The organism is Streptomyces griseoruber (assembly GCF_001514205.1).
In the GTDB taxonomy this organism is placed as follows: Bacteria; Actinomycetota; Actinomycetes; order Streptomycetales; family Streptomycetaceae; genus Streptomyces; species Streptomyces griseoruber.
The window spans coordinates 120,388-138,011 of sequence record NZ_KQ948778.1 but is presented as its reverse complement, the minus strand read 5'-3'; the positions used below and the strand labels follow the sequence as shown (position 1 = coordinate 138,011).

Here is a 17,624-nt window from a genome sequence, read left to right as displayed (position 1 = left end):
TGCCGCTCGAGCCGGCCGCTTGTGCCGGCCGCGGCGGCGCGGCGCCCGGCGGCCGGGGACCGCGCCGCACGGGTCACGGCAGTGTGGGCGGTGTCTTCGCCGGTCGCTCCTCCAGTGCCTCGAGCGCCAGCCGGATCGCCTCGTCCAGCTGGGTGTCGCGGCCCGCCGCGTGGTCCTGCGGGGCCATCACCACCTCCACGTCCGGATCCACGCCGTGGTTCTCCACGGCCCAGCCGTAGCCCTCCAGCCAGATGGCGTACTTGGGCTGGGTGACGAGGGTGCCGTCGACCAGGTGGTAGCGGCTGTCGATGCCGATCGTGCCGCCCCAGGTGCGGGTGCCGACGACCGGGCCGATGCCGAGGGCCTTGATGGCGGCGTTGACGATGTCGCCGTCGGAGCCGGAGAACTCGTTGGCGACGGCGACCACGGGGCCGCGCGGGGCGTCCAGCGGGTAGGAGAAGGGGCGGGCGTCGCGCGGTACGTCCCAGCCGACGATCCGGCGGGCGAGCTTCTCCACGACCAGCTGGGACGTGTGGCCGCCGCGGTTCTCCCGGACGTCCACGACGAGGCCCTCGCGGGCCACCTCGACACGCAGGTCGCGGTGGATCTGGGCCCAGCCGGGCGCCTGCATGTCGGGCACGTGGAGGTAGCCGAGGCGGCCGCCGGAGACCTCGTGCACATGGGCCCGGCGGTCGGCGACCCAGGCGTGGTAGCGCAGGGCCTCCTCGTCGTCGACGGGGACCACGACCGCGTGCCGGGGCTCGCCCCCGCCGGCCGGTGAGACGGTCAGCTCGACGACCCTGCCCGCCGTGCCGACGAGCAGCGGGGCGGGGCCCGTCACCGGGTCCACCGGGTGCCCGGCCACGGCGAGGATCGCGTCCCCGGCCCGCACCGCGACCCCGGGTGCGGCGAGCGGGGAGCGGGCGTCGGGGTCGGAGGTCTCCGAGGGCAGCACCCGGTCGATGCGCCAACTGCCGTCGGGGTGGCGGGAGATGTCGGCGCCGAGGAGACCCTGGCGGGCGCCGCGGCCGTGGCCGCCGCGTGGGGAGACATAGGCGTGGGAGGTGCCGAGTTCGCCGTGCACCTCCCACAGCACGTCGACCAGGTCGTCGTGGGTGGCGACCCGGTCGAGGAGCGGCCGGTAGCGGTCCAGGACGGCGTCCCAGTCGAGACCGCCCAGGTCGGCGAGCCAGAAGTTGTCGCGCATGATGCGGCCGGTCTCGTCGTACATCTGCCGCCACTCGGCGGCCGGGTCGACGGTCTGCCGGATCCGGCCGAGGTCGACGGTGATGTTGGTGTCGCTGTCCTCGTCGCCGGAGGCGCGCCGGTCGCTGGGGACGACCTTGAGCTTGCCGTCGGTCCGCAGCAGCAGCCGTTTGCCGTCGCCGCTGACCTCGAAGCCGTCGGCGTCGGCGGCGAGGTGTTCGAGGCGCTGCTGGACGAGGTCGTAGCGCTCCAGCTCGGTGCGCGGGTCGGGGTCGTCCGGGGTGGCCCTGGAGGCGCCGAGCACCCCGCGCACCGGGTGCCGCAGCCACAGCACGCCGTCCTTGGCGGCGGCGAGCCCGGAGTAGCGGCCGGCCTCGACGGGGAAGGGCACTATCCGGTCGGCGAGGCCTTCGAGGTCGATGCGGGTGGCGGGGGTGCCCTCGCTGTCGGGGGTCTCGTCCTTGTCGGGCGCGTCGAAGGGGCGGCCGTGGCGCTGCGGGCCGAACGGGGACGGGGTCGTCGCCGCGAGGGTGATCAGGTGCGGGCGGGCGCCGGCCGGGAAGGCGAGGTCGAAGACGTGTTCGTCGTAGACCGGGTCGAAGGCGCGGGTGGAGAGGAACGCGAGGTGCTTGCCGTCCAGGGTGAAGGCGGGCGCGTAGTCGCGGAAGCGCAGCGGGGTCGCCTCGGTGACCGACAGATCGGTGACGTTGGCGAGTCTGAGCTGGGCGAGCGGGGGCGGGCCGGGGTGCGACCAGGCGAGCCATGCCGAGTCGGGGGAGAAGACCAGGTCGGAGACTTCTCCGTCGGCGCTGCGGGTGACCTCGCGGACCTCGCCGCTCTCCCGTTCGACGAGGAGGAGCCGGCCGTCGTGCGCGGCGACGGCGGCGCGGCTGCCGTCGGGGGCCATGGCGAGTTCCAGGACCCGGCCGAGGCGGCCGGCCGCGAGCCGGCGCGGGGTGGCGCCGGGGACGGGTCCGGTGGCGGGCGCGAACTCCAGGGCGTCGTCGCCCTCTGCGTCCGTCACCCACACCACCCACTCCTCGCCCTCCGTGCGGAAGGTGCGCGGCAGCCGCGCCCGCACCCCGGGCCGGGCGGCGAGGGCACGCGCGGGCCCGGAGCGGTGGGTCACCCAGTGCACGGCGCCGCGCACCTCGACGGCGCTGCCGCGCGCGGTGTGGTCGGGGGCGGCGCCGCCGAGCCAGCGGGCGGCGGTGACGGCGTGGGGGCGGCGGTCGGTGCGCTGTCCGCCGAGGCGGATGTCGAGGCGGCGGGGCTCGGCACCGTCGAGGTCGTCGAGCAGCCACAGCTCACCGGCCGAGGTGTACGCGATCCGGGTGCCGTCGCCGGTGGCCTGGCGGGCGTAGAAGCCTTCGAGGGGGGTGTGGCGGCGCAGGTCGGAGCCGTCGGCGAGGGAGGAGTAGAGCGCGCCGGTGCCCTCGTGGTCGGAGAGGAACGCGATCCGGTCCCCCGCCCACACCGGGCACTCGAGGTTGCCGTCGAGTTCCTGGTGCAGCCGGACGAACTCCCCGGTGGCGTCCCGGTCGATCCACAGCTTTCCGGCCGTGCCGCCCCGGTAGCGCTTCCAGTAGGCGGCCTCGCGGCCCATCGGCGCGGACAGCAGCACGGTGTGCGGGCCGAACGCGACGGCGCCGACCGGGCCGTACGGCAGGGTGGTGGCGGGTCCGCCGTCGACCGGGACGGCGCGGGCCCAGCTGCGCCGCAGGGTGGCCTGATCGTGGGTGCTGACGGCGAGGACCTGGCCGTCGGGGGTCCAGCCGCGCACCCGGGTCTGCCAACTCCCCCAGTACGTCAGGCGGGTGGCCGGTCCGCCCTCGACGGGTGCGATGTGCACCTCGGGGGCGCCGTCGCGGGTGGAGGTCCAGGCGACGGTGGTTCCGTCGGGTGAGATACGGGGTGCCGAGACGGGTACGTTGTCGGCGCTGACCCGCCAGGCGCGGCCCCCGTCGAGGGGGGCGAGCCACACGTCGTCCTCGGCGGCGAACGCCACCAACTCGCCGTGCGGATGCGGGTGTCGGAAGTATGCGGCAGACGTCGCGGACTGTGTCACCAGATCACTGTATTCAGGGATGGGACCGCAGGTCAGGGGTTTCGATCACTTCTGTCCGCCCTGGGCGTCGACGGTCCGGGTGACGGTCACGGTGACCGTGACGGTCGGCCGGACGCCGGACGGTCCGCCGGGCGGGGCGGAACCGGACGGTCCGGCCGAGGAGGACGGGGCCTCGACCGGCGAGGGCGTCGCGGAGCCGCAGTCCCCGAGCCCGCTGACCCGGAACAGCTCCTTCTTCCCGACGTCCGCCCGCAGATCGCCGCGCACGCACTTCCCGTCGACGGCCCGTTCGACCTTGCCGGTGACCGTGATGTCCTTGCCGCCCGCGGTCTCCCCCTGGCAGTCGACGGAGACGAGGTGGTCGTCCCGGGCGGCGGTGCAGGTCAGCCAGCGGACGTCCACGTCACGGCGCTCGATCTCCGCCGTGGCGGCCTGGTCGGTCGTGTACGCCACGGAGATGCCGCTCACCCCGCCGCCCGGTTCGCAGGCCACGGCGCCGCCCAGGGCGACGGGCACGAACACGAGAAGCGCAATCCGCCTCAATGCCCCCATGGGCGGCAGCCTGCCACTCCGGGCCGCGGGGCGGTAGCCCGGATGCGGCCAGGATCGCCCGGACTAGCCGCGCAGCAGGAGCCACTCCTGAAGCTCCACCAGATTGCCCTCGGGGTCCTTGAGATGGGCGACGCGCATCCGGTCGGTCATGGGGGCAGGGCCGTGGAGCAGGGTGGCGCCCCGGGAGGTGATCTGCGCGCAGTACGCGTCGAGGTCGTCGACGCGCAGCACCACCAGCGAGCGGTGTCCCGCCGCCGGGCCGTCGAGTTCGTCGAGGACCGCGGCCATCATGGCGCGGTCCTGGAGCGCGATCCCGGCGGAGCCGGTGCGCGGGCTGAACTTCTCGTACGGGCCCTCGGCCGCGCCGGACTGCGGGGTCAGGCCGAGGACGTCGTCGTAGAAGCGGTAGCAGGCGGCGAAGTCGGTGACGAGGAGCCGTATCTGGGCGAGTTCCACGGGCGCTCCGGGGGTCAGGACCAGCGGCCGGTGCGGCCGAGGAGGAGGGCCGCGGCGGCGGTGCCCGCGGTGGAGGTGCGCAGGACGGTGGGGCCGAGGACGTAGGGCCGGGCACCGGCCTCGGCGAAGGCGGCCAGTTCCTCGGGGGAGACGCCTCCCTCGGGGCCGACGACGAGCACGATCTCGCCGCGGGCGGGGAGTGCGGCGGTGGCGAGCCGGTCCGCGCCGCTCTCGTGGAGGACGGCCGCGAAGTCGGCCCCCGCGAGCAGCGCGGCGACCTGCTTGGTGCTCGCCGCCTCGGCGACCTCGGGGAAGCGGACCCGGCGGGACTGCTTGCCGGCCTCGCGGGCGGTGGCCCGCCACTTGCCGAGCGCCTTCAGTCCCCGTTCGCCGCGCCACTGCGTGATGCAGCGGGACGCCTGCCAGGGCACGATCGCGTCGACGCCGACCTCGGTCATCGTCTCGACGGCGACCTCGCCGCGGTCGCCCTTGGGGAGGGCCTGGACGACGGTGATACGGGGTGACGCCTCGGGCTCGTCCCGCACGGACCCCAGGTCCAGGACCAGCCGGTCCTTGCCCTCGGCCGCCTTGACGACACCCTCGGCCGAGCGGCCGTGCCCGTCGGTGAGGACGACGTCCTCGCCGGGCCGCAGCCGCTTCACGGAGACGGCGTGCCGCCCCTCGGGCCCGTCGAGCACGAACTCCGGCCCCACGGCGTCGAGCCGGTCGACGACGAAGACGGGCGCGGTCATCGCGCGTCGCCCTCGGCGCAGGCGGCCCGCGCGGTCGCCAGCTCCGCCACCAGGACCTCCACCAGCTCCGCGGCGGGCAGCTCGCGGGCCATACGGTGCCCCTGGCCCGCCCACAGGGCCATGCCCTGCGCGTCGCCCGCCTTGGCGGCGGCCTTGCGCAGCGGGGAGGTGAGGTGGTGGACCTCGGGGTAGGCGGCGGGGGCGTAGGGGCCGTGCTCGCGCAGGAAGCGGTTGACCAGGCCGCGGGCCGGGCGGCCGGAGAAGGCGCGGGTCAGCTCGGTGCGGACGAACAGGGGGTCGGTGAGGGCCGCCTTGTGCACGGCCTGCGCGCCGGACTCGGGGGTGGCGAGGAACGCGGTGCCGAGCTGGGCGGCGCTCGCGCCGGCCGCGAGGACGGCGGCGATCTGGCTGCCGCGCATGATCCCGCCGGCGGCGACGATCGGCAGGCCCACGGCCTCGCGGACCTGGCCGAGCAGGGCGAGCAGTCCGAGGGCGGAGCCGTCGTTCTCGGGGATGTCCTTGTGGGTGCCCTGGTGGCCGCCGGCCTCCATGCCCTGCACGATCACGGCGTCCGCCCCGGCCTGCTCGACGGCGAGCGCCTCCTCGGCGGAGGTCACGGTGACCAGGGTGAACGTTCCGGCCCGGCGCAGGGACTTCAGCGTGTCCGCGTTCGGGACGCCGAAGTGGAAGGACACCGCCGGCACGGGATCGTCCAGCAGTACGGCGATCTTGGCGTCGTAGCCGTCGTCGCGGCCGCTGTCGGGGTCGCCCAGCTCGGTCCCGTACCAGGTGACCTCACCGGCGAGCTGCTCGGCGTAGACCTGGACGGCACCCGTCTCGGCATACTCGGGCTGGGGCATGAACAGGTTGACGCCGAAGGGGCGGCCGGTCAGCCCGCGGAGCTGCTTGATCTCCTGGTACATGCCGTCGGCCGTCTTGTACCCGCCGGCCAGGAACCCGAGCCCACCGGCCTCGGACACGGCGGCGGCGAGCTGCGGCACGGAGACACCGCCCGCCATGGGGGCCTGCACGATCGGGTGGGGGAAGAGATCGGTCAGCTCGGAGGACATGACGGCATGGTGTCACGTCCTCCGAACCACGCCGAATTCAGGCCTCGTCCTGAGGTGATCCAGCCGCTCAGCGACCGTTGAAGGCGTCCTTCAGGCGGGAGAACAGCCCCTGCTGGCCCGGCTGGAACTGCCCCTGGGGCCGTTCCTCGCCGCGCAGCTTGGCCAGCTCGCGCAGCAGCCGCTCCTGCTCGGGGTCGAGCTTGGTCGGGGTCATGACCTCGACGTGGACGATGAGGTCGCCCCGGCCGCCGCCGCGCAGATGCGTGACGCCCCGGCCGTGCAGCGGGATCGACTGGCCGGACTGGGTGCCGGGCCGGATGTCGACCTCCTCCAGGCCGTCCAGCGTCTCCAGCGGCACCTTGGTGCCGAGGGACGCCGCGGTCATCGGGATGGTGACCGTGCAGTGCAGATCGTCGCCGCGCCGCTGGAAGGTGGAGTGCGGCAGCTCGTGGATCTCGACGTACAGGTCACCGGCGGGGCCGCCGCCGGGGCCGACCTCGCCCTCGCCCGCGAGCTGGATCCGGGTGCCGTTGTCGACACCGGCCGGGATCTTGACGGTGAGCGTGCGCCGGGAGCGCACCCGGCCGTCGCCCGCGCACTCCGGGCAGGGGTTCGGGACGATGGTGCCGAAGCCCTGGCACTGGGGGCAGGGGCGGGAGGTCATGACCTGGCCGAGGAAGGACCGGGTCACCTGGGAGACCTCGCCGCGGCCGCGGCACATGTCGCACGTCTGGGCGGTGGTGCCGGGGGCGGCGCCCTCGCCGCTGCACGTGGTGCAGACGATCGCGGTGTCGACCTGGATGTCCTTGGTGGTGCCGAAGGCGGCCTCCTCGAGGTCCACCTCCAGCCGGATCATCGCGTCCTGGCCGCGCCGGGTCCTGGACCTCGGCCCCCGCTGGGACGCCGTACCGAAGAACGCGTCCATGATGTCGGAGAAGTTGCCGAAGCCACCGGCCCCGAAGCCGCCCGCGCCACCGCCGCCGGCCTGGGAGAGGGGGTCGCCGCCGAGGTCGTAGACCTGCTTCTTCTGCGGGTCCGACAGCACCTCGTAGGCGGCGTTGATCTCCTTGAACCGCTCCTGGGTCTTCGGATCCGGGTTGACGTCCGGGTGCAGCTCGCGGGCGAGCCGGCGGAAGGCCTTCTTGATCTCATCCTGCGACGCGTCGCGGCGCACGCCGAGAACGGCGTAGTAGTCCGTGGCCACTTACGACTCCGCCAGGATCTGTCCGACGTACCGTGCCACCGCTCGTACCGCTCCCATCGTTCCCGGGTAATCCATGCGGGTCGGTCCGACCACGCCGAGTTTGGCGACTGCCTCGCCGCCCGAACCGTAGCCGACCGAGACCACGGAAGTGGAGTTGAGTCCCTCATAGGCGTTCTCATGACCGATGCGTACGGTCATGCCCGAATCCCCCGCCTCGCCCAGGAGTTTGAGGAGAACGACGTGTTCCTCCAGGGCCTCCAGGACGGGCCGGATGGTGAGAGGGAAGTCATGTCCGAAGCGGGTGAGATTGGCGGTGCCGCCGATCATCAGCCGCTCCTCGTTCTCCTCGACGAGTGTCTCCAGCAGGGTGGAGAGCACCGTCGAGACCGTGCCGCGGTCGTCCGCCTCGAAGGCCTCCGGCAGATCCTCCACCAGGCGCGGCACGTCGGAGAACCGGCGGCCCGCGACCCGGCTGTTGAGCCGCGCGCGTAGATCCGCCAGAGAGGTCTCCCCGAAGGGCGCCGGGCAGTCCACCATGCGCTGCTCGACCCGTCCGGTGTCCGTGATCAGCACGAGCATCAGCCGGGCCGGCGCGAGCGACAGCAACTCCACGTGCCGCACGGTGGACCGGGTCAGCGACGGGTACTGCACCACGGCGACCTGCCGGGTGAGCTGCGCGAGCAGCCGTACGGTCCGCGCCACGACGTCGTCGAGGTCGACGGCGCCGTCGAGGAAGTTCTGGATGGCGCGCCGCTCGGGCGCGGTCATCGGTTTGACGCCGGCCAGCTTGTCCACGAACAGCCGGTAGCCCTTGTCGGTGGGGATCCGCCCGGCGCTGGTGTGCGGCTGGGCGATGTATCCCTCGTCCTCCAGGGCGGCCATGTCGTTGCGCACGGTGGCCGGGGAGACGCCGAGGTTGTGCCGCTCGGTGAGGGCCTTGGAGCCCACCGGCTCCTCGGTGCCGACGTAGTCCTGGACGATGGCGCGCAGCACTTGCAGCCTGCGTTCACTCAGCACCCGCGCACACCTCCCGTGGTCGTCCCCCAGTCCCCTGGGCGTCAGCCCTGGCACTCTTCGCTTCCGAGTGCCAGACGTTCCCCGGCCAGTGTACGGCGGTGGGGTACACCGGGGGCAAGGTCGGCCGACGCCCGGACGGCTTACCGTTAGCGTCCCGGTATGACGGTGACTTGGGAAGAGCTGGGGTGGGAGCGGGTCGCGGCCGGGGTCGGGCGGGTGCGCCTGCCGGGCTGGGACTGCACGGCGGGGCTGGTCGTCGGGGCGGGCGCGGTGCTGATGGTGGACGCCGGGTCGGGTCTGGCGGAGGGGGTGCGGCTGCGGACGCAGGCCGAGGAGCTGACCGGCGCGCGTGTGACCCATCTCGCGCTCACCCATCCGCATTTCGACCACGTGTTCGGCGCGGCGGCGTTCGCGGGTGCGGAGGTGTTCGGCGCGGTGGGCATGGACACGGTCCCGGCGGAGGAGCTGCGGGCGGACGCGGTGCGGTGCGGTCTGGACGAGGCGACGGCGACCGACGCCGCGGACGCCCTGGTCCGGCCCCGCCATGTGGTCTCCGGCGAGCGGACCCTCGATCTGGGCGCGGGCCGCCAGGTGCTGCTGGCGAACGTGGGCCCGGCGCACACCGCGCACGACCTCGTGGTCCTGGTGCCCGGCACCCCGGAGGTCGTGTTCTGCGGCGACCTGGTGGAGGAGTCCGGCGAACCGCAGGCCGGCCCCGACGCCGTCCCCTCCCACTGGCCCGCGGCCCTGGACCGCCTCCTCGACCTCGGCGGCGAGGACGCGCTGTACGTGCCGGGTCACGGGGCGGTGGTGGACGCGGCGTTCGTACGGCGGCAGCGGGACGCGCTGGCGGCGCGCTTCGGCGTGTCGCGCTGATCCGGGCGCCACCGGGCCGGGGCTTCTCCTATCGTCATCCGAATGCGCCAGTACTCGCCGGATCTGACCCCTCCCTGGAAGAAGCCGCAGCCCGTCCCCGAGGTCCCGGCGGAGCCCGGCCTGGTGGTGGAGGAGCCCGGCACCGGCTTCTGCGGCGCGGTGATCCGCTGCGAGGCGGGCACGGTGACCCTGGAGGACCGCTTCGGCAAGCACCGGGTGTTCCCCCTGGAGCCCCGGGGCTTCCTCCTGGAGGGCCGCGTGGTGACCCTCGTACGGCCGTCGTCGGGTGCTTCGGTCCGTCCCACCCGTACGGCCTCCGGTTCGGTCGCCGTCCCCGGCGCCCGCGCCCGGGTGGCCCGCGCCGGCCGCATCTACGTCGAGGGCCGGCACGACGCCGAACTGGTCGAGAAGGTGTGGGGCGACGACCTGCGGATCGAGGGCGTGGTGGTGGAGTACCTGGAGGGGGTGGACGACCTCCCGTCGATCGTCGAGGACTTCGCGCCGGGCCCGGACGCGAGGCTCGGGGTCCTGGTGGACCACCTGGTGCCGGGCACGAAGGAGTGGCGCATCGCGCGGTCGGTGACGAGCGAGCACGCCTTGGTCGTGGGCCACCCGTACATCGACATCTGGGAGGCGGTGAAACCGTCCGCCCTGGGCATCACGGCCTGGCCCCGCGTCCCGCACGGCGAGGACTGGAAGACGGGGGTCTGCCGGGCCCTGGGCTGGCCGCCCGGGAACACCGGGGCGGTGTGGCAGGCGATCCTGGCGCGGGTGGGGTCCTACAAGGACCTGGAGCCGGAGCTGCTGGGCCGGGTGGAGGAACTGATCGACTTCGTGACCGTGCCCTGACGTTCCCGGCCCACCGGGTCCCGCGCCCTCTCAGTCCACCAGGTCCCGCACCACCGCGTCCGCCAGCAGCCGCCCGCGCAGGGTGAGCACCGCACGCCCCGCGTCGTACGGCTCCTGCTCCAGGAGCCCGTCCGACCGTGCCCGGCGCGATGCCCTGAGGCCTTCGGGCCGGAGCAGGTCCAGGGGTACGCCCTCGCGCAGCCGCAGTTCCAGCAGGATCCGCTCGACCCTGCGGTCCTCCTCCGAGAGCAGCTCACGACCCGCCCCCGGGGAGCGGCCGCCCGCGAGGGCCGCCGCGTACGCACCCGGATGCTTCACGTTCCACCAGCGCACGCCGCCCACGTGGGAGTGCGCCCCGGGGCCCGCGCCCCACCAGTCGGCGCCCCGCCAGTACAGCTCGTTGTGCAGGCAGCGGGCCGACGGCGAGGTGGCCCAGTTGGAGACCTCGTACCAGTCGTAGCCGGCGGCGGTCATCACCTCGTCCGCGATCAGATAGCGGTCCGCGTGGACGTCGTCGTCGGTCATCGGGATCTCCCCGCGCCGGATGCGACGGGCCAGCTGGGTGCCCTCCTCGACGATCAGGGCGTACGCGGAGACATGGTCGGGCCCGGCGCCGAGCGCGGCCTCCAGGGAGGCCCGCCAGTCGTCGTCGGACTCGCCCGGGGTGCCGTAGATCAGGTCCAGGTTGACGTGCTCGAAGCCCGCCGCGCGTGCCTCCGCGACACAGGCCTCGGGGCGGCCCGGGGTGTGGGTGCGGTCCAGTACGCGCAGCACGTGCTGTCTGGCGCTCTGCATGCCGAAGGAGATCCGGTTGTAGCCGCCCGCGCGGAGCGTGGCGAGATAGGACGGGTCCACGGACTCCGGGTTCGCCTCCGTGGTCACCTCCGCGTCCGCCGCCAGGCCGAACTCGTCGCGGATCGCGCCCAGCATCCGTACGAGATCGTCCGCGGCCAGCAGGGTGGGCGTACCGCCGCCCACGAAGACCGTGCGGACCTCGCGCGGGTCGTCGCCGAGCACCTTGCGGGCCAGCCGGACCTCGTCGATCAGGGTGTCGGCGTAGTTGTCGCGGGAGGCGAGGACACCTCCGGTGCCGCGCAGCTCGGTGGCGGTGTAGGTGTTGAAGTCGCAGTACCCGCAGCGGGTCGCGCAGTAGGGGACGTGCAGATAGAACCCGAGGGGGCGGTCGGCGGCGCCGGTGAGCGCCTGCGCCGGGAGCGCGCCGTCGTCGGGGACGGGCTCACCGTCGGGAAGTGCGGAAGGCATGTCCCCCATTGTCCCGCACCGGTACGGCACTCACCGCGCGCTCACTCCGCCTGGAGCACCAGCAGCGCCAGATCGTCCTCCGGCGGGCGCTCGCCGAACTCGTGGACAAGCCGGCGGATGCGCTCGGCGATCAGCTCGGCGTCCAGGCCCACGCATCCGGCGAGCGCGAGGGCCAGCCCGTCGCCGTCGTCGAACTGGCGGATGCCCGAGCGCCGCTCGGTGACCCCGTCGGTGACGCACAGCAGGCTGTCGCCGTGCCGCAGCTCCAGCACGTCGCTGGTGTACGTCACGTCCTCGATGACCCCGAGGAGGGTCTGGGGGCGCGCGGCCGTGGCGACGGAGCCGTCCGGGCCGAGGAGCAGCGGCAGCGGGTGCCCGGCGGAGGCGAGGGTGCAACGGACACCGCCCTCGAAGGGGGCGAGTTCGCCGTAGAGGAGGGACAGGAAGCGGGTCTGCGGGCCGTCGCCGGGCCCGGTGGGGCCGACGAAGGCGCGGGCGGCGGCGTCGGCGGCCTCGGTGGCGTCGTCGAGGAGGAGCTGGTTGAGGCGGTCCAGGACGTCGGGGACGCCGTACCCCTCGCGAGCCAGCAGCCGCAGCCAGGGCCGGGCGAGGCCGATGACGACGGCCGCCTCCGGGCCCTTGCCCTGGACGTCGCCGATGGCGAAGCACCAGCGGCCGTCGCCCGCCGGGAACAGGTCGTAGAAGTCGCCGCTCGGGCCGCCCTGCTCGCGCGGTTCGTGGACGAGGGCGCTGCGCACCCCGGGGATCTCGGCGACGGCGCCGGGCAGCAGACCGCGCTGGAGGACGGCGCTGATGGTGGCCTGGCGGGCGTACTGGCGGGCCGCGCCGATCGCCAGCGCCACCCGGCGGCCCAGGTCCTCGACGAGCCCGGTGACCTCGTCGGCGAAGGCGCCGGGTCCGGCCCGCCCGATGACCAGGGTGCCGAGCGGGCGGCCGCCGGCGATCAGCCGGTAGGCGAGGGCGGCGCCGCGCGGGCCGAGCGCCGGGCCGGGCCAGGGAAAGTGCTCGGGTCCCGAGCGGGGCGGTTCCGCGGGGCGCGGCGGATCCTTCTCCAGGGCCCGGCGCAGCTCCTCGATCCGGCCCTCGTCGCCGTGCCAGACCCGGGCCAGCCGCGGCCCGGGCCCTCCGGCCCACTCGCCCCAGCCTCCGCCGTGTCCGCTGACCTCGTCCTCCAGCCAGACCCCGCACCAGTCGGCGAGCCGCGGCACCAGCAGCTGGCTGCTGAGCGCGGCGACGAGATCCTCGTCGAGCTGCCCGGCGAGCAGGTCGGAGGCCTCGGCGAGGAACGACAGGGCGCCCCGGTTCAGCCAGTCCCCGCCCCGGCAGGCGGGCCGCGGTTCGGGAGCCAGGGCTTCGAGGAGGGGGTCGAGGGGCGCGACGGGCGAGGCACCGTACGTCCCGTCGGTCTCGTACGGCTCGGGCGCCACGGGCAGCAGCCGCGCCCACACCGTCTTCGCGCCCCTGCGGTACGTCACTCCCCACGCGTCGGCGAGCGCGGCGACCAGACGCAGGCCGCGGCCGTACTCCGGGGTCTCGTGCGGCGTCTCCGGCGGGTGGTCGCGCGGGGCACGGGAGGGGTGGTGGTCACCGACCTCGACGACGACCGCGGGTCCCTGCTCCGGATCGTCCTCCAGCCGGCACAGCAGGTCCACGTCGGTGCCGGCGTGCACGACGGCGTTGGTGACCAGCTCGCTGACGACGAGGGTCACGTCCTCGGCGAGGCGTTCGGGAAGGTCACCCCACTCCGCGAACGCGGCCCGCACCAGATCGCGGGCGGCGCCGGGGGCGTGGGGGCTGCCGGCCAGGGTGGCGCGGGCGACCGGGGGCGCGTGCGGGGTCGCGGGCGACGGCGCACCGATGCCGGGGAAGACGGTCTCCCGCTGGGTCGGAATGGCCCCCATGCGCAGCTCCCCGGGCAGTTCGGATGCCCTCAGGGTGACAGACGGATCCCAGCCAAATGCGGTGAGTGACCGAAGGGGATCGGGTGGGGAGAGGTTACTGCTTCAGCTGTGTACGTACGTGTTCGATGAGGGACGAACCAGGGTCGACTTTCGAGCGACGCGCCTGCGGTACCGCCAGGGGCGCGGGGCCGCATCACCATGCGGCCCCGCCGCGTGGGCGCGACCGGCCCCGACGGACCGGCAGCCGCATGCGGTCCCCCGCCCCGGCGCTACGCCTCGCGCGTACCGGCGTACATCTCCTCGATGAGGTGCTTGTACTCCCGCTCCACCACCGGCCGCTTCAGCTTCAGACTCGGCGTGATCTCGCCGTGCTCCACATCGAGGTCCCGCGGCAGCAACCGGAACTTCTTGATCGTCTGCCACTTCTGGAGCCCGGCGTTGAGTTCGGCGACGTGCCCCTCGATGAGCGCGACCGTCTCGGGCGCGGCGACGACCTCGGCGTACGACTTGCCCGCCAGCCCGTTCTCCTTGGCCCAGTCGAGGATGGACACCTCGTCCAGTGCGATCAGCGCCGTGCAGAAGTTCCGGTCGGCGCCGTGCACGAGGATGTTGGAGACGTACGGGCACACCGCCTTGAACTGGCCCTCGACCTCGGTGGGCGCGATGTACTTGCCGCCGGAGGTCTTGAACAGGTCCTTCTTGCGGTCGGTGATCCGCAGATAGCCGTCGGGCGACAGTTCGCCGATGTCACCGGTGTGGAACCAGCCGTCGGCCTCCAGCACCTCGGCGGTCTTGTCGGGCAGCCCGTGGTAGCCCTCCATGATCCCGGGGCCGCGCAGCAGGATCTCGCCGTCCTCGGCGATCCGCACCTCCGTGCCGGGCAGCGGCTTGCCGACCGTGCCGGTGCGGTAGGCCTCGCCGGGGTTCACGAAGGAGGCCGCGGAGGACTCGGTGAGGCCGTAGCCCTCCAGGATGTGGATACCGGCGCCGGAGAAGAAGAAGCCGATCTCCGGGGCGAGGGCGACGGAGCCGGAGATACAGGCGCGCAGCCGGCCGCCGAACGCCTCGCGGATCTTGGCGTACACCAGCGCGTCGGCGGCCTTGTGCTTGGCGGCGAGGCCGAAGGGGGCGCTCGGGGTGCCGGTGCGGCGGAAGTTGTCCTGAGTGACCTTGGCGTACTCGCGGGCGACCTCGGACGCCCAGCGGAAGATCTTGTACTTGGCGGGGCCGCCGGCCCGGGCCTTGTTGGCGATGCCGTTGTAGACCTTCTCGAAGATCCGGGGCACGGCCGCCATATAGGTCGGCCGGACCACCGGAAGGTTCTCGATGATCTTGTCGACGCGGCCGTCGACGGCGGTGACGTGCCCGACCTCGATCTGGCCGGAAGTGAGCACCTTGCCGAAGACGTGCGCGAGCGGCAGCCACAGGTACTGCACGTCCTCGGCGCTGATCAGCCCGGTCGCGGCGATCGCCTTGGCCATGTACGACCAGTTGTCGTGCGGCAGGCGCACCCCCTTGGGGCGGCCGGTGGTGCCGGAGGTGTAGATGAGGGTGGCGAGCTGGTCCTTGGTGATCGCGCCGACCCGCTCCTTGATCAGCTGCGGGTCCTTCTCCAGCCGGGCCGCGCCGCGCTTCTCCAGCTCGTCGAGGGTGAGGATCCAGTCCTCCCCGGTGTCGACGCCGGCCGGGTCGAGGACCACCACATGGGTGAGGGCGGGCAGCTCGGCGCGCTTCTCGACGGCCTTGGCGACCTGCGCCGCGTCCTCGGCGATCAGCACCCGGCTCTCGGAGTCGGAGAGGATGAACGCCGATTCGTCGGCGTTGGTCTGCGGGTAGACGGTGGTCGTCGCGGCGCCGGCGCACATGATGCCGAGGTCGGCGAGGATCCACTCGATCCGGGTGGCGGAGGCGAGCGCGACGCGCTGCTCGGGCTGCACCCCCAGCTCGATGAGCCCGGCCGCGATCGCGTACACCCGCTCGGCGGCCTGAGCCCAGCTCAGCGACTTCCAGTCGTCGGGGCCCGCACCGGACGCGGCGGGCACCGGGTGACGGTATGCCTCGGCGTCGGGCGTGGCGGCCACGCGCTCCAGGAAGAGGCCCGCGACGGACGGCGGACGGTTCTCGATCAGGGTCTGTGTGTCGCTCACGACATCCTCCGGGGCCCGCGACGGCGCGGCTGGCTCTTGCGGCTGTTGTTTAACTCGCGAGTAACTATCGAGCAGGGATCAGGTTAAAGGGCGACCGCCCGGCACGTAAGGGGCCACGTACTGTCACTTTCTACAGACAACGAACAACGGGCCCGCCGCGCGACAGCACGGCGGGCCCGTCGTCCGGGCGTCGGAGGGGCTACTTCTTGCCCTTGGCGGAGCCCGCGCCGTCGTCGCTGCTCAGCACGGCGATGAAGGCTTCCTGCGGAACCTCCACGGAACCCACCATCTTCATCCGCTTCTTGCCCTCCTTCTGCTTCTCCAGCAGCTTCCGCTTACGGGAGATGTCACCGCCGTAGCACTTGGCGAGGACGTCCTTGCGGATGGCGCGGATGGTCTCGCGGGCGATGACCCGGGAGCCGATGGCGGCCTGGATCGGCACCTCGAAGGCCTGCCGCGGGATCAGCTCGCGCAGCTTGGCGACGAGCCGCACCCCGTACGCGTACGCGGCGTCCTTGTGGGTGATCGCCGAGAAGGCGTCCACCTTGTCGCCGTGCAGCAGGATGTCGACCTTGACCAGGCTGGAGGTCTGCTCGCCGGTGGGCTCGTAGTCCAGCGACGCGTACCCGCGCGTCTTGGACTTCAGCTGGTCGAAGAAGTCGAAGACGATCTCGGCGAGCGGCAGGGTGTAGCGGATCTCGACCCGGTCCTCGGAGAGGTAGTCCATGCCGAGCAGGGTGCCGCGCCGGGTCTGGCACAGCTCCATGATCGAGCCGATGAACTCGGTCGGCGCCAGGATGGTGGCGCGCACGACCGGCTCGTACACCTCGCTGATCTTCCCCTCGGGGAACTCGCTCGGGTTGGTGACGACGTGCTCGGTGCGGTCCTCCATGACCACGCGGTAGACCACGTTCGGCGCGGTGGCGATGAGGTCGAGGCCGAACTCGCGCTCGAGGCGCTCACGGATCACGTCGAGGTGCAGCAGGCCGAGGAAGCCGACGCGGAAGCCGAAGCCGAGCGCGGCGGAGGTCTCCGGCTCGTAGACCAGGGCCGCGTCGTTGAGCTGGAGCTTGTCCAGGGCCTCGCGCAGCTCCGGGTAGTCGGAGCCGTCCAGCGGATACAGACCGGAGAAGACCATCGGCTTGGGGTCCTTGTACCCGCCGAGGGCCTCGGTCGCGCCCTTGGCCTGGCTGGTGACGGTGTCACCGACCTTGGACTGGCGGACGTCCTTCACACCGGTGATCAGATAGCCCACCTCGCCGACGCCGAGGCCGTCGGCCGCCAGCATCTCGGGCGAGTTGGTGCCGATCTCCAGCAGCTCGTGGGTCGCGCCGGTCGACATCATCCTGATGCGCTCGCGCTTGTTGAGCTGGCCGTCGATGACCCGGACGTACGTCACGACACCCCGGTAGGAGTCATAAACCGAGTCGAAGATCATCGCGCGGGCCGGGGCGTCCTTGACGCCGACGGGGGCCGGGATGTCCCGTACGGCCCGGTCGAGCAGCGCGTCCACGCCGACACCGGTCTTCGCGGACACCCGGAGCACGTCGTCGGGGTCGCAGCCGACCAGGTTGGCGAGCTCCTCCGCGAACTTCTCCGGCTGGGCCGCGGGAAGGTCGATCTTGTTGAGCACCGGGATGATCGTGAGGTCGTTCTCCATCGCCAGGTAGAGGTTGGCGAGGGTCTGGGCCTCGATGCCCTGGGCGGCGTCGACGAGGAGGATGGTCCCCTCACAGGCCGCGAGCGACCGCGAGACCTCGTAGGTGAAGTCGACGTGCCCGGGGGTGTCGATCATGTTGAGGATGTGCGTGTTGTTCTTGTCGTGGGTGGGAGCCCACGGCAGCCGCACCGCCTGGGACTTGATCGTGATGCCGCGCTCGCGCTCGATGTCCATCCGGTCGAGGTACTGAGCACGCATCTGCCGCTGCTCGACCACACCGGTCAGCTGGAGCATCCGGTCGGCGAGCGTGGACTTGCCGTGGTCGATGTGCGCGATGATGCAGAAGTTGCGGATCAGAGCCGGGTCGGTACGGCTCGGCTCGGGCACATTGTTAGGGGTCGCGGGCACGCAGGGTCCTGTCTCTTGAGGCGCCTTATGCCTCGGGTCGGATCGATACGTAGGCTCCATGGTCCCACGGGCGGCGACCGGGGGACGGTTTGGGCCATTCTCGGGACCGCTGGTAGTGTGGGCAGCTGTGTCTCATGCCCTCTCAGCGCGAGGCACCAAGGAATCCAGGAATCA

At 72.9% G+C, this 17,624-nt stretch carries 13 protein-coding genes; 2 read left to right on the top strand and 11 right to left on the bottom strand.

Annotated elements, in window-relative coordinates:
* Window positions 1-73: 73 nt before the first annotated feature.
* From AQJ64_RS33545 to hrcA, 7 genes are all read right to left on the bottom strand, one after another.
* Window positions 74-3,274, bottom strand: coding sequence for a S41 family peptidase (locus AQJ64_RS33545; RefSeq protein WP_055634184.1), 3,201 nt, complete (start codon window positions 3,272-3,274; stop codon window positions 74-76).
* Window positions 3,275-3,319: 45 nt separating this feature from the next.
* Window positions 3,320-3,826 carry a hypothetical protein gene (locus AQJ64_RS33540; RefSeq protein WP_055634183.1) on the bottom strand — a complete coding sequence of 169 codons (507 nt, stop codon included), beginning with the start codon at window positions 3,824-3,826 and terminating at the stop codon, window positions 3,320-3,322.
* A gap of 63 nt (window positions 3,827-3,889) precedes the next feature.
* Entirely contained in the window at window positions 3,890-4,282 is a 393-nt protein-coding gene (locus AQJ64_RS33535; protein ID WP_055634182.1) for a VOC family protein, read from the bottom strand.
* Window positions 4,283-4,296: 14 nt separating this feature from the next.
* The gene (locus AQJ64_RS33530; protein WP_055634181.1) at window positions 4,297-5,034 is read right to left on the bottom strand and encodes a 16S rRNA (uracil(1498)-N(3))-methyltransferase; all 738 of its coding nucleotides are present in this window, start codon (window positions 5,032-5,034) and stop codon (window positions 4,297-4,299) included.
* Window positions 5,031-6,104, bottom strand: coding sequence for a nitronate monooxygenase (locus AQJ64_RS33525; RefSeq protein ID WP_055634180.1), 1,074 nt, complete (start codon window positions 6,102-6,104; stop codon window positions 5,031-5,033). The genes AQJ64_RS33530 and AQJ64_RS33525 overlap by 4 nt, the downstream gene beginning before the upstream one ends.
* A gap of 67 nt (window positions 6,105-6,171) precedes the next feature.
* Complete coding sequence (gene dnaJ, locus AQJ64_RS33520; protein ID WP_055634179.1) at window positions 6,172-7,308, bottom strand: molecular chaperone DnaJ; 1,137 nt, start codon at window positions 7,306-7,308, stop codon at window positions 6,172-6,174.
* Entirely contained in the window at window positions 7,309-8,325 is a 1,017-nt protein-coding gene (hrcA, locus tag AQJ64_RS33515) for a heat-inducible transcriptional repressor HrcA (RefSeq protein WP_055634178.1), read from the bottom strand. It abuts the gene before it with no gap.
* 159 nt (window positions 8,326-8,484) lie between these two features.
* Between hrcA and AQJ64_RS33510 the strand changes: the two genes are divergently transcribed.
* Window positions 8,485-9,201, top strand: coding sequence for an MBL fold metallo-hydrolase (locus AQJ64_RS33510; RefSeq protein ID WP_059203248.1), 717 nt, complete (start codon window positions 8,485-8,487; stop codon window positions 9,199-9,201).
* A gap of 42 nt (window positions 9,202-9,243) precedes the next feature.
* Window positions 9,244-10,050, top strand: coding sequence for a DUF3097 domain-containing protein (locus tag AQJ64_RS33505; RefSeq protein WP_055634283.1), 807 nt, complete (start codon window positions 9,244-9,246; stop codon window positions 10,048-10,050).
* A gap of 30 nt (window positions 10,051-10,080) precedes the next feature.
* Here AQJ64_RS33505 and hemW read toward each other — a convergent pair whose 3' ends face one another.
* From hemW to lepA, 4 genes are all read right to left on the bottom strand, one after another.
* Window positions 10,081-11,313, bottom strand: a complete 1,233-nt coding sequence (gene hemW, locus AQJ64_RS33500; RefSeq protein WP_055634282.1) for a radical SAM family heme chaperone HemW — start codon at window positions 11,311-11,313, stop codon at window positions 10,081-10,083.
* A gap of 41 nt (window positions 11,314-11,354) precedes the next feature.
* Window positions 11,355-13,235: a SpoIIE family protein phosphatase gene (locus AQJ64_RS33495; RefSeq protein WP_206189708.1), complete on the bottom strand. Its 1,881-nt coding sequence runs from the start codon at window positions 13,233-13,235 to the stop codon at window positions 11,355-11,357.
* Between the two features lie 269 nt (window positions 13,236-13,504).
* Window positions 13,505-15,382: an AMP-dependent synthetase/ligase gene (locus tag AQJ64_RS33490; RefSeq protein ID WP_055634280.1), complete on the bottom strand. Its 1,878-nt coding sequence runs from the start codon at window positions 15,380-15,382 to the stop codon at window positions 13,505-13,507.
* 199 nt (window positions 15,383-15,581) lie between these two features.
* Window positions 15,582-17,450 (bottom strand): translation elongation factor 4, encoded by a 1,869-nt coding sequence (gene lepA / locus AQJ64_RS33485; protein ID WP_055634279.1) that lies wholly within the window; start codon window positions 17,448-17,450, stop codon window positions 15,582-15,584.
* Window positions 17,451-17,624 lie beyond the last annotated feature (174 nt).